General features: G+C 73.3%; 10 protein-coding genes. 7 read left to right on the forward strand and 3 right to left on the reverse strand.

Annotation, left to right across the window (positions count from 1 at the left end; genetic code table 11):
- Positions 1–300: 300 nt before the first annotated feature.
- From ACFVUH_RS32925 to rodA, 5 genes are all read left to right on the forward strand, one after another.
- Positions 301–1326, forward strand: a complete 1026-nt coding sequence (locus ACFVUH_RS32925) for a rod shape-determining protein (RefSeq protein ID WP_355372351.1) — start codon at positions 301–303, stop codon at positions 1324–1326.
- Between the two features lie 91 nt (positions 1327–1417).
- Complete coding sequence (gene mreC, locus ACFVUH_RS32930; RefSeq protein WP_355372304.1) at positions 1418–2392, forward strand: rod shape-determining protein MreC; 975 nt, start codon at positions 1418–1420, stop codon at positions 2390–2392.
- 3 nt (positions 2393–2395) lie between these two features.
- Complete coding sequence (gene mreD, locus ACFVUH_RS32935; protein WP_387917151.1) at positions 2396–3034, forward strand: rod shape-determining protein MreD; 639 nt, start codon at positions 2396–2398, stop codon at positions 3032–3034.
- A gap of 64 nt (positions 3035–3098) precedes the next feature.
- Positions 3099–5366 carry a penicillin-binding protein 2 gene (gene mrdA, locus ACFVUH_RS32940; protein WP_387917153.1) on the forward strand — a complete coding sequence of 756 codons (2268 nt, stop codon included), beginning with the start codon at positions 3099–3101 and terminating at the stop codon, positions 5364–5366.
- A complete protein-coding gene (gene rodA, locus ACFVUH_RS32945) occupies positions 5363–6562 on the forward strand; it encodes a rod shape-determining protein RodA (protein WP_355372294.1) in 1200 nt (399 codons plus the stop codon). The genes mrdA and rodA overlap by 4 nt, the downstream gene beginning before the upstream one ends.
- Positions 6563–6627: 65 nt before the next feature.
- Here the strand turns inward: rodA and ACFVUH_RS32950 are convergent, their stop codons facing one another.
- Positions 6628–7281, reverse strand: coding sequence for a nitroreductase family protein (locus tag ACFVUH_RS32950; RefSeq protein WP_387917155.1), 654 nt, complete (start codon positions 7279–7281; stop codon positions 6628–6630).
- A gap of 45 nt (positions 7282–7326) precedes the next feature.
- Complete coding sequence (locus tag ACFVUH_RS32955) at positions 7327–7833, reverse strand: MarR family winged helix-turn-helix transcriptional regulator (protein WP_387917157.1); 507 nt, start codon at positions 7831–7833, stop codon at positions 7327–7329.
- A 172-nt stretch (positions 7834–8005) separates the two neighbouring features.
- On the opposite strand from ACFVUH_RS32955, the gene ACFVUH_RS32960 reads away from it, so the two are divergent.
- Positions 8006–9034 carry a GDSL-type esterase/lipase family protein gene (locus tag ACFVUH_RS32960; protein WP_387917158.1) on the forward strand — a complete coding sequence of 343 codons (1029 nt, stop codon included), beginning with the start codon at positions 8006–8008 and terminating at the stop codon, positions 9032–9034.
- 85 nt (positions 9035–9119) lie between these two features.
- Here the strand turns inward: ACFVUH_RS32960 and ACFVUH_RS32965 are convergent, their stop codons facing one another.
- Positions 9120–10412, reverse strand: a complete 1293-nt coding sequence (locus ACFVUH_RS32965) for a M14 family zinc carboxypeptidase (RefSeq protein ID WP_387917160.1) — start codon at positions 10410–10412, stop codon at positions 9120–9122.
- A gap of 434 nt (positions 10413–10846) precedes the next feature.
- On the opposite strand from ACFVUH_RS32965, the gene ACFVUH_RS32970 reads away from it, so the two are divergent.
- Complete coding sequence (locus ACFVUH_RS32970; protein WP_387917161.1) at positions 10847–12775, forward strand: TIGR03960 family B12-binding radical SAM protein; 1929 nt, start codon at positions 10847–10849, stop codon at positions 12773–12775.
- Positions 12776–12903 lie beyond the last annotated feature (128 nt).

Genomic DNA, 12903 nt, shown 5'->3' on the forward strand with positions numbered 1-12903 from the left:
ATTCGGGACCTTCGGAAGGCCCCGGTCGGGACTATTGGCCCGGCCGGGGCATTCTTATCGGGAAATAGGGAACCAGGCCCTCCGACACGGCGTCCCAATGCCCGGAGAAGCGATCACGCCCCGGACAATGGACGGTATGCCCCACGTCGACGTCAGTGCCGACCGGCGTGACTACGATGGACGCGACTCAAGGGCCCGGTAAGGCAGCTCAGCTGGTCGCCGCCCACGCGTGGGCGCGCACACCGTCCACCCCACAAGACTCCGAGCCCGGGAAAGGCACCCCACCCCATGGCGAGCAACCTGTCGTTCATCGGCCGCGACTTGGCGATCGACCTCGGAACTGCCAACACGCTGGTGTACGTCAGGGGCAAGGGCATCGTCCTCAACGAGCCGTCGGTGGTCGCGGTCAACACCAACACCGGGGGCATCCTCGCCGTCGGCTCCGAGGCCAAGAAGATGATCGGCCGCACCCCCGGCAACATCGTCGCCATCCGCCCGCTCAAGGACGGCGTCATCGCCGACTTCGAGATCACCGAGCGGATGCTGCGCTACTTCATCCTCAAGGTGCACCGCCGCCGCTTCCTCGCCCGCCCCCGGGTCGTCGTCTGCGTCCCCTCCGGCATCACCGGCGTCGAGCGCCGCGCCGTCATCGAGGCCTCCCTGCAGGCCGGCTGCCGCCAGGTGCACATCATCGAGGAGCCGATGGCCGCAGCCATCGGCGCCGGGCTGCCCGTCCACGAGCCCACCGGCAACATGGTCGTCGACATCGGCGGCGGCACCACCGAGGTCGCCGTCATCTCGCTCGGCGGCATCGTCACCGCGCAGTCCATCCGGGTCGCCGGCGACGAGCTGGACAACGCCATCGTCCAGCACATCAAGAAGGAGTACTCGCTGCTCCTCGGCGAGCGCAGCGCCGAACAGATCAAGATGAGCATCGGCTCCGCCTTCGGCCTGGAGGGCGAGAAGGACGAGCACGCCGAGATCCGCGGCCGCGACCTGGTCAGCGGCCTGCCCAAGACCGTCGTCATCTCCGCCGCCGAGGTCCGCGAGGCCATCGACGAGCCGGTCAACTCGATCATCGACGCGGTCAAGACCACCCTCGACCAGTGCCCGCCGGAACTGGCCGGCGACGTCATGGACCGGGGCATCGTGCTCACCGGCGGTGGCGCCCTGCTCCGCGGCATGGACGAGCGGCTGCGCCGGGAGACCGGCATGCCGATCCACATCGCGGAGAACCCGCTGGACTCCGTCGCACTCGGCTCCGGCAAGTGCGTCGAGGAGTTCGAGGCGCTCCAGCAGGTACTCGACGCCGCGCCGCGCCGCTAGCAGAACCGACACCACAGCCGAACTGACGGGCCCCGCCCGGGTCCACAGCCCGGTCCGGCGGCCAGGGGCACGAAGGGGCAGTACCAGCACCGTGAGGGACACACGAGAGAGCCGGCTGCTGCTGATCCTGCTGGTGGCCGTCGCCTTCGCACTGATCACCGTCGACATCAAGGGCGGTGAGAGCTCCCCGCTCGGCGGCGCCCGGCGCGCGGCGGCCGCCGTCCTCGGCCCGGTCGAACGCGGCGCCGCCACCGCCGTCGACCCGGTCGCCGACACCGTCCGGGCCTTCCGCGACGCCGCCTCGCACAGCGGCCGCACCGACCAGCTCGCCCGCGAGAACACCGACCTGCGGCAGAAGCTCGCCTCCTCCGACATGGCCGGCGGGCGCACCAAGCAGCTCGACGACCTGCTGCGCACCGCGGGCGCCGGCGGATACACCGTCAAGGCCGCCCAGACCATCGCGATCGGCCCGGCCCAGGGCTTCTCCTGGACCATCACCATCGACGCCGGCAGCGACGACGGCCTCACCCGCGACATGACCGTCATCAACGGACAGGGCCTGGTCGGCCGGATCACCACCGTCGCCCCGACCACCTCCACCGTGCTGCTCGCCTCCGACCCCGGCTTCACCGCCGGCACCCGGCTGGAGGGCAGCGGCGAGATCGGCTTCGCCGCCGGCGGCGGCACCAGCGCCATGAAGGTCTCGCTGCTCAACGGCAAGGCCCAGGTCAAGGAGGGCGACCGGCTGGTCACCTTCGGCTCGCAGAGCGGCCGCCCGTTCGTGCCCGGCGTCCCGGTCGGCAAGGTGGTCCAGGTCGAGGCCAACCCCGGACAGCTCACCAAGACCGTCCTGGTCGAGCCCTTCGTCCAGTTCACCCGGCTCGACCTGGTCGGCGTGGTCGTCGTCCCGCCGCGCACCGACCCGCGCGACGCGGTCCTGCCGCCCGCCCCCGCGCCGGCCGCCCAGGGCCAGGCCGCCCCGGCGGCGCCCGCCGGCCCGGCCGTGCCCGTCGTGCCCGCCGCCCCGGCCGCCCTCCCGCCCGCCAAGCCCACTGGGGGGAACTGAGCCATGCGCCTCGCCCGCATCCCCGTCTCCGCCGTCCTGATCCTGCTCGGCCTGCTGCTCCAGGTCAGCGTCCTCGGCCGGCTGCAACTGCCCGGGGCCACCCCCGACGTGCTGCTGCTCGTCGTGGTCGGCCTCGCCCTCGTCTACGGGCCGACCGGCGGCTGCCTGGTCGGCTTCGCGGCCGGCCTGCTCGCCGACCTCGCCCCGCCCTCCGACCACGCCATCGGCCGCTACGCGCTGGTGCTGTGCCTGATGGGCTACGCCGCCGGGCTGCTGCGCCCCGAGCACGGCCGCCAGCGCTCGGTGCTCAGCGCGCTGCTGGTGGTGGGTGGCGCCGCGATCGCCTCCACCCTGCTGTACGCGATGGTCGGCGCGCTGGTCGGCGACACCGCCGCCCGGCACGTCGGGCTCGGCCAGCTGGTGGTCACCGCGCTGATCTACGACCTGCTGCTCGCCCCCTTCGTGGTGCCCGCCGTGATGCTGATCGCCCGCCGGTTCGGCAAGGGCCCGCTGGCCGTCGCCGACGACGACGAGGGCGGCCCCGGCCTCGGCAGCCTGACCCGCTACCGCACCACCCGCGACACCACGGGCGGCGCGTCCTTCAAGAAGAAGCGCCTGCTGGGCGCGGGAAAGCGCCCGTAGCCACGGCGCCGCCCCGGCCCGACCAGCCCGCCCGCCCCCGTTCTGTTTTTGGAGCGCACGAGACGTGAGCAACATCCCCGAGACCGGCCGTACCCGGCGGGTGACGATCCGTCTGGTGGTGCTGCAGATCCTGGTGCTCTCGCTGCTCGCCACCCTCGGCGGACGGCTGTGGTACCTGCAGATCCGCAACGCCGACGTCTACACCGCCAAGGCGACCGGCAACCACATCCGCGAGGTCGTCGAACCGGCCGTGCGCGGCGAGATCCTGGACGCCTCCGGGCGGATCCTCGCCGGCAACGAGACGAAGCTGGTCGTCTCGGTCAGCCGCACCTCGCTGCTCCAGCAGAAGGACGCCGGCAAGGCGGTGCTGACCCGGCTCGCCGAGGTGCTCGGGATGCCCGCCAAGGACGTCCAGGAGAAGGTCCGGCTCTGCGACGCCAAGACCCCGCAGCCCTGCTGGAACGGCTCGCCCTACCAGCCGATCCCGGTCACCAAGGAGGCGACCACCCAGCAGGCGATGCAGATAATGGAGCGCCGGGAGGACTTCCCCGGGGTCACCGCCCAGCCCACCGCCGTGCGCCACTACACCGGCGCCGAGGGCGCCAACCTCGCCCAGGTGCTCGGCTACCTCTCGCCGGTCACCGACGAGGAGGTGTCGAAGACCGCCGACCAGGCCGGCCTGGACCGCTACCTGCCGGCCGACCAGATCGGCCGCGCCGGGCTGGAGTCCGTCTACGACCGCGACCTGCGCGGCACCGCCGGCATCACCAAGCTGGAGGTGGACAACCTCGGCCGGGTGATCGGCACCGCCGACCAGGCCGCCCCGCAGACCGGCAACAACCTGGTGACCAGCATCGACGCCCGGGTGCAGAAGGTCGTCGAGGACAACCTGGCGCAGGCCATGGCCGACGCCCGCAAGACCTTCGACAAGGTCACCAACCGCAACTACGAGGCCGACTCCGGCGCCGCCGTCGTGATGGACGTGCACACCGGGCGGATCGTCGCGATGGCCAGCGCCCCCACCTACGACCCCAACCTGTGGCAGGGCGGCATCAGCGGCAAGGACTACCAGGCGCTGACCAGCAAGGAGTCCAACTTCCCGCTGCTCAACCGGGCCATACAGGGTCAGTCGGCCCCCGGCTCGACGTTCAAGGTCATCTCCACCACCGCCGCCGTCCAGGCCGGCTACTCGCTCGACGGCCGCTACGACTGCCCGAAGAGCCTGACCATCGGCGGGCGCGAGTTCAAGAACTTCGAGAGCGAGAACTTCGGTCCGATCTCCCTGGAGCGGGCCCTGGAGGTCTCCTGCGACACCGTCTTCTACGGCCTGGCGTACGACCAGTGGATGAAGGACGGCGGCATCAAGCCGAAGAAGGACCCGGGCGACTGGTTCTTCAAGACCGCCCACGAGTTCGGCCTCGGCGCCAAGACCGGCATCGACCTGCCGAGCGAGGTCACCGGCCGGGTGCCGGACCGGCAGTGGAAGCAGTCCTTCTACGACAACAACAAGGACGCCTGGTGCAAGCAGGCGGAGAAGGGCGGCAACAGCTTCTCCGACCAGATCGCCCGGGAGAACTGCGTCGACGGCTACCAGATGCGCGCGGGTGACGCCGTCAACTTCGCGATCGGCCAGGGCGACACCCTGGTCACCCCGATCCAGATGGCCCGGATCTACGCGGCGCTCGCCAACGGCGGCACCTTCTACCGGCCGACGGTCGCCAAGGCCGTGATAAGCCCGAGCGGGGAGCTCGTCCGCGAGATCGCCCCGCACGAGGACGGCCGGCTGCCCGGTGACCAGAAGCTGCTCGGCTACATCGACCAGGCCACCGCGGGCGTCATCACCAACGGCACCGCCGCCTGGAAGTTCACCGGCGCGGGCTGGCCGCAGGGGAAGATCGAGCTGCACGCCAAGACCGGCACCGCCGAGGTCGAGGGCAAGCAGACCACCTCCTGGCTGACCACCTACAGCCGCGACTACGCGGTCGTGATGACGATAAGCCAGGGCGGCACCGGCTCCGGCGGCTCCGGCGACGCGATCCGGCGGATCTACCAGTCGCTGTACGGCGTCGACGACAAGGGCAACATCGACCAGGGCAAGGCGCTGCTGCCCACGCCGCAGGCCGAGCTGCCGAAGTTCAACCCGGACGGCACCGCGATCGTCAAGCCCGCCTCGTTCGGCGCGGACGGCGCCGCGCCCGGCGACCCCGGGGTGAGCGGCGACTCGCCGCGGGTCTTCCTGGACCCGGCGCAGTCCGGCGGCACCGCCCCGGTGCTCGTCGCGGCCGAGGCCGCCGTCGAACCCACCCGCTCCACCGGAAGGGGCCGGGCATGACCTCCTACGGCTCGTACCGCCAGCTGCGGTTCGCCCCGCGGCGCGGCGGGGTGCCCAAGTCGCTGGCCAAGGACTCCCCGCTGTGGCGGATCGACTGGATACTGCTGCTGGCCGCGGTCGTCCTCTCGCTGGGCAGCTCGCTGTTGGTCTGGTCGGCGACCCGGGGGCGCGACTCGCTGACCCACGGCGACCCGCAGTACTTCCTGTTCCGGCACCTGACCAACGTCCTGATCGGGGCGGTGCTGTGCGCGGTGGTGATAGCGATAGGGAGCCGGCGGTTCCGCACGCTCGTGCCGTTCCTGTACGCCGGCGTGATCCTGCTGCTGCTGGCCACGCTCAGCCCGCTCGGCTCGACCATCAACGGCCAGCACTCCTGGATCCAACTGGGCGGCGGCTTCTCGGTGCAGCCGGCCGAGTTCGCCAAGCTGGCGATCGTGCTGTCGATGGCGATCGTGATGTCCGACCAGGTGGACGCGGGGGAGCGGGAGTTCCCGGCCGACAAGGCGGTGTTCCGCGCGCTGGTCTGGGCGACGCTGCCGATGGCCATAGTGATGCTGATGCCGGACGCCGGCTCGGTGATGGTGATGGCCGTCATCGTGCTGGGCATCCTGCTGGCCTCCGGCGCGGCCAACCGCTGGGTGCTCGGGCTGATGCTGGCCGGTGTCGGCGGATGTGTGGCGATCTGGAAGCTCGGGGTGCTGAGCAAGTACCAGATCGACCGCTTCGCCGCCTTCGCCAACCCGGCGCTCGACCCGTCCGGCGTCGGCTACAACACCGCGCAGGCCCGGATCGCGATCGGCTCCGGCGGGCTGTGGGGCAAGGGCCTGTTCCACGGGACGCAGACCACCGGGCAGTTCGTGCCGGAGCAGCAGACCGACTTCGTGTTCACGGTGGCCGGCGAGGAGCTGGGCTTCCTCGGTGCGATGGCGATCATCGTGCTGCTCGGCGTGGTGCTGTGGCGGGCCTGCCGGATCGCCCGGCACGCCACCGACCTGTACGGCACCATCGTGGCGGCCGGGGTGGTCGCCTGGTTCGCCTTCCAGGGCTTCGAGAACATAGGGATGTGCCTGGGCATCATGCCGGTGGCCGGCATCCCGCTGCCGTTCGTCTCCTACGGAGGCTCGTCGATGTTCTCGACCTGGGTGGCGATCGGGTTGCTGCAGGCGGTGCAGAGCCAGCGGCCGATAGCGGCCTGAGCGGTTCGCGCGGCGGGGCCGGTCCGGGGTGTTCCCCCGGGCCGGCCCTTTCTGTCGTCCGGGGGCTACCAGGTGTCCCAGTGGGTGATCCGGGCGGTGTCCACCCGCGGGCCGGGGCGGAAGTCGGTGCCCAGGGTGTGGGCGAGCGGGACCAGCGCGGTCTGGGCGACCGTCTCGTAGGGGATGCCGAGCAGCTCGGCGGCCTCGCGCTCGTAGTGCAGGTGCGGGGTGGTCCAGGCGGTGCCGAGGCCGCGGGAGCGGGCGGCGAGCATGAACTGCCAGACGGCCGGGAGGATCGATCCCCAGGCGTTGGCCTGGCCGATGTGGCCGGCCAGTTCGTGCCGGCCCTCGATCCGGACGCACGGCACCACCAGGACCGGGACCTCGTGCAGGTGGTCGAAGAGGTGCTGGGCGCTCACCGCCAGCCGCAGCCGGCGGGCGGCGTCCTCGGTGGTGCGGTCCAGGCCGGTGCGGGCGACGCGGTCGCGGGGGTGGGTCAGGCCGAGCCGGTAGAGGCCGGCCAGGGCGGCCCGCCGGGCCGGGTCGGTGACCACCACGAAGTCCCAGCGCTGGCGGTTGCGGCCGGTGGGGGCCTGGGTGGCGAGGGCCAGGCACTCCTCGACCAGGGCCCGGTCGACCGGGCGGGTGAGGTCGAGGCGGCGGCGCACCGCCCGGGTGGTGGTGAGGAGCTGGTCGGCGGTCAGATCGAGCTGTGGCACGGCCGGTGGCCTCCGGGATCGGTGGGCCGGCCGCGGGGCGGGGCCTCAGTCGGCCGGCGGGACGTCGAGGAGCTTGCGGGTGAGGCGGACCAGCGTCGCGCGCTCGTCCGGGGTGAGGGCGGCGAAGGCGTGGTCCAGGACGGGCGCCATGGCGCGGTCGGCCGCGGCCAGGGCGGCGCTGCCGTCCGGGGTGAGGGTGACGGCGTAGGCGCGGCGGTCGCGGGGGTGGCGCTCGCGGCGGACCAGGCCGGCGCCCTCCAGGGCGTCGACGCAGCCGACCATGACGCTGCGGTCGATCCGCAGCTGCTCGCTCAGCTCCTGCTGGGAGCAGCTGCCGACGGCGGCGAGCATCTTGAGCACCAGGTGCTGGGGGACCGTCAGGGGACCGCCGGAGAACTGCTCGTCGATGGCGCGGGCGACCGCGGTGGTGGCCCGGCAGAGCGCGACGTCCGGGCGGTCCAGGGTGAGCGCGGCGAAGTAGCGCCGCCGCTCGCCGCCGTCGTCCGCCCGGCTGGGCGAGGCGAGGCGGGCGGGCCGGGGGGCGGTGGCCATCGGGGCTCCTTCGGTGGTGGACGGCCAGCATAACGCTCCCCGGAGATTGTTTGACGGTAGATGATTTCTGCCGATACGTTTCGGTGAGCATACGTGATTGAAGGTCAGATTGTTGACCGGCAGACGGATTTGCCGGCGGAGGGGTCCGCCGGCGGAGGGACGGGGGTGGGCGATGACCGGGACCGGAGCCGCGGGGGAGCCGCGGGTGCGGTGGTTCGACCCGGCGGACGAACGGCTCGGCTGGGACGGCGTCTGCGGCTTCGAGCGGGCCGGCGGGACGGTGCTGCCGCTGCGGATGCCGCAGGAGCGGATCGCCACCACGCTCAGCGAGGACTTCGGCCGGCTCGCCGCGCTCCCGGCCGGCGCCCGCTTCGCCGTGCGCACCGACGCGGCCCGGCTGCTCCTGGACGTGGACGCGGAGGCGGGCGGGGCGCCGCTGGACGTGCTCGCCGACGGCGCGCTCGTCCACCGCCGCCGCCCCGGGCCCGGCCGGGAGCGGATCGACATCGCCCTGCCCGGCGTCCCGGCCGAGGTCGAGGTGTGGCTGCCGCACCTGTCCCGCACCCGCCTGGCCGCGGTCGGCCTGTCCGGCCACCGGCTGCTGGCGCCGGTCCGGCGCACCGGCCCGCGCTGGGTGGCCTACGGCAGCTCGCTGACGCACGCGATGTTCCCGCACGGGCCCTCCGAGAGCTGGACCGCGCTGCTCGCGCGCCGCCGCGGCTGGCGGCTGCGCAACCTCGGGTTCGCCGGGCAGGCCTATCTGGACCCGCTGGTCGCCCGGGTCCTGCGGGACACCCCCGCCGAGCTGATCACCTTGGAGATCGGCACCAACGCCTATCTCAAGTCGGCCTTCACCGCACGCAGTTGGGGTCCGGCGGTGGGCGGCTTCGTCGAGACCGTCCGGGACGGGCACCCGGACACCCCGATCGCCGTGATCGCGGCCCTGCCGTCGGCGCCGCGCGAACACGCCCGCAACGCCGCCGGGTTGACGCTGGCCGACGTGCGCGAGCTGACCGGCGCGGCCGTGCGGGTGCTGCAACGGCTCGGCGACCGGCGGCTGCACCTGGTGGACGGCCGCGACGTACTGCCGCTCGCGGAGGCGGACGGGCTGTACGCCGACGGCCTGCACCCGACGCCGGCCGGCGAGCACCGGCTGGCCGGACTGGTCGAGCCGTTCCTGCTGCCGCTGCTCGGCGCCTGAAGGGGGAGCGCCGGGCGGGGAGGGCCGGCCGGGGAGCGCGGGGCGGGGAGGTCAGCCGGCCGGGGACGTCAGCCAGCCGGGGACGTCAGCCGGGCGGCAGCAGGAGGTCGGCGGCGGCGAGCACCGCCCGGGTCTGGTGGGCGACCTGGGTCTCCACCGGCACCCAGCGGGCGCCCAGCCGGTGCAGGCCCTCCAGGCTCGCCGAGACGATGCCCCGGGCGCGCGCCCGGGCCGCGTCCGCCGCCGGGCCGCCGCAGTCCGCGAGCAGCCGCAGCAGCATCGAGGCGATCCGCAGCGGCACCCGCTCGGCCGCGATCCGCGCCGCGGTCACCCGGGACACCGACAGCGGCGCCGACGACCAGTGGGCGATCCAGTCGTCCACCACCGGCCGGCAGACCGCCAGGTTGAACTCCACGGCGCGCAGCAGCGGCCCGTACGCCACCCCCGCGTGCGGCGGCACCAGCGGCAGCAGGGCGGTCAGCTCCGCGACCCGGCCGGCCAGCCGGTCGGCGCAGGCCCCGACGGCGGCGCGCACGTCCGGCGCCGGGCGGGCGTCGCCGACCGCGTCGATCGCCCACATCGGGGCCTCCAGCACCGCCGTGATGCCGCCGTACCGGCCCGCGTACGACCAGGTGGACAGCTCCGGGCGGTCCGGCAGCGGCTGCCGGCGCCGGCCGGGCGCCGGCATCACATAGGTGCCGGGGGCCGGACTGTCCCAGCCGACCGCGTCGTAGGAGTCGACGTCCAGCGGGATGCCGCCGCGCGCCACCGAGCGGGCGAAGCGGTCGGCCAGGGCCGGCAGCGGCCGGGTGAGCTGCACGAACGCGCCGCCGAAGTCCACGCCGTGCAGCGAGCACTGGAGCACCGGGCGCAGCTCGTCGATCAGCCCGGTCAGCACCCGGCTCTCCGGCATCGGCGCCAGCGGGCCGTCCGGGTGCGGCAGCAGCTCCGGCTGCTCGTGGAAGGCCGGGCGGAAGAAGTGCTCGTAGTGCCGGGCCGCGGTCAGCGGGCCGTGCAGCCAGCCCTCGTTGAGTGCGGCGCCGTCCGGGTCCAGGCAGAGCAGGACGTGCCAGCCGACCCCCGGGCGCGGCGGCAGCTCCAGCACCCGCTCGGCCAGCCCGACGGCGGCGGCCAGGCCCACCGGCTCGTTGGGGTGCGGCCCGCCGACGGCCAGCACCGTGTGCTCGCCGCCGTCCACCGAGAGCAGCACCAGCGGGCGCCCCGCCCGGGAGCGGCCCACCTCGCGGACCCGGCAGCGCCCCGGGTGGCGGCGGGCCAGCCGGCGGGCGGCGGCGATCGCGCGCGCCACCGTCGGATAGGTCCCGGTGCCGAGGTGCGGGGCTTGGATCCGGCGCGTCCGCCGGCCCGTGTCGGTCATGGCTCTCCTGTCCTCGGGGGCGGGCGGGGCGGCACGGTCGGGCGCCCGGCGCGGGGTCGGGGGCCTCGGCCGGGAGCGCGGCGCGAGGTCGCACCGGGCCTGCCGGCGCGGCCGGTGCGCGCGCGGCCAACTCCCTCGTCCCGGGGCGCACAGGACCTTCCGGTGGAGCCTTGCCAGTACCGCACGTGCCCGCGGAACGTGTCAACAGTCGTCGGGCACCCGCGGTGGGGCCGCGGTGGGCCCGCGGTCGGACGCCGGTGGGGCCGCGTTCACGTGCCGGGATCCCCGGCCGGGCCCGGTCCGGGGCCCGGACCACCGCGCTCGGCCGGGCCTGGGGCCGCGGCGGTTCGGCTACCCTTGAGGGTCACCCCTCCCAGCCGTCGCCCCCGCGGAGTGCGCGGCGGTCCCGAACGTCGTAAGGGTTCCTAGTACTCATGACTGTCGAATCGGTCTTCCCACGCCTGGAGGCCCTCCTCCCGCACGTCCAGAAGCCGATCCAGTACGTCGGCGGCGAGCTGAACTCGACCGTCAAGGACTGGGACGCCTGCGACGTCCGCTGGGCGCTGATGTACCCCGACGCCTACGAGGTGGGCCTGCCTAACCAGGGCGTCATGATCCTCTACGAGGTGCTCAACGAGCAGGAGGGCGTCCTCGCCGAGCGCACCTACAGCGTCTGGCCGGACCTCGAGGCGCTGATGCGCGAGCACGGCGTCCCCCAGTTCACCGTGGACGCCCACCGGCCGGTGCGCGCCTTCGACGTGTTCGGGCTCTCCTTCTCCACCGAGCTCGGCTACACCAACATGCTGGCCGCGCTCGAACTGGCCGGCATCCCGCTGGCCGCCGCCGACCGGACCGACGAGGACCCGGTCGTGCTGGCGGGCGGCCACGCCGCGTTCAACCCCGAGCCGATCGCGGACTTCATCGACTGCGCGGTGATCGGCGACGGCGAGCAGGCCGTGCTCGACATCACCAAGATCGTCCGGCAGTGGAAGGCCGAGGGCCGCCCGGGCGGGCGCGACGAGCTGCTGCTGCGGCTGGCCCGCACCGGCGGCGTGTACGTGCCGAAGTTCTACGACGTCGAGTACCTGGCCGACGGCCGGATCGGGCGCGTCGTGCCGAACGCCCCCGGTGTGCCGTGGCGGGTCTCCAAGCACACCGTGATGGACCTCGACGAGTGGCCCTACCCGAAGCAGCCGCTCGTCCCGCTCGCCGAGACCGTCCACGAGCGGATGTCCGTGGAGATCTTCCGCGGCTGCACCCGCGGCTGCCGCTTCTGCCAGGCCGGCATGATCACGCGCCCCGTGCGGGAGCGAAGCATCACCGGCATCGGCGAGATGGTCGAGCGCGGGCTCAAGGCGACCGGCTTCGAGGAGGTCGGCCTGCTGTCGCTGTCCTCCGCGGACCACACCGAGATCGCCGACGTCGCCAAGGGCCTGGCCGACCGCTACGCCGAGGACAAGATCGGCCTGTCGCTGCCGTCCACCCGCGTCGACGCCTTCAACATCGACCTCGCCAACGAGCTCAGCCGCAACGGCCGCCGCTCCGGCCTCACCTTCGCCCCCGAGGGCGGCAGCGAGCGCCTGCGCAAGGTGATCAACAAGATGGTGTCGGAGGAGGACCTCATCCGCACCGTCGCCACCGCCTACGGCAACGGCTGGCGCCAGGTGAAGCTGTACTTCATGTGCGGCCTGCCCACCGAGACCGACGAGGACGTGCTCCAGATCGGCGAGATGGCGAAGAACGTCATCCAGAAGGGCCGGGAGGTCACCGGCCAGAACGACATCCGCTGCACCGTCTCCATCGGCGGGTTCGTGCCCAAGCCGCACACCCCGTTCCAGTGGGCCCCGCAGCTGTCCGCCGAGGCCACCGACGCCCGCCTGGCCAAGCTGCGCGACTCGATCCGCGGCGACCGCAAGTACGGCAAGAACATCGGCTACCGCTACCACGACGGCAAGCCCGGCATCGTGGAGGGCCTGCTCTCCCGCGGCGACCGCCGGGTCGGCGCGATCATCCGCGCGGTCTACGAGGACGGCGGCCGCTTCGACGGCTGGCGCGAGCACTTCTCGTACGACCGCTGGATGGCGAGCGCCGAGAAGGGTCTGGCCGGCACCGGCGTCGACGTCGACTGGTACACCACCCGCGAGCGCGGCTACGAGGAGGTCCTGCCCTGGGACCACCTGGACAGCGGCCTCGACAAGGACTGGCTCTGGGAGGACTGGCAGGACGCTCTGGAGGAGGTCGAGGTCGACGACTGCCGCTGGACCCCGTGCTTCGACTGCGGCGTCTGCCCCCAGATGGACACGGCCATACAAATCGGCCCCACGGGCAAGAAGATGCTCCCGCTCACCGTGGTGAACAAGTAGCCGCAGAAGGCACCGGAGCGCCCCCGTCGGATCCGTCCGGCGGGGGCGCTCCGGGTCGGTGCGGGCGGGGGCGGGGCGAGGGGTGGGCCGGGGCGCGTACCCTTTGAGGTGACAGCGTCCGGACAGTG

It is taken from the genome of Kitasatospora sp. NPDC058032 (genome assembly GCF_042885845.1).
GTDB lineage: Bacteria > Actinomycetota > Actinomycetes > Streptomycetales > Streptomycetaceae > Kitasatospora.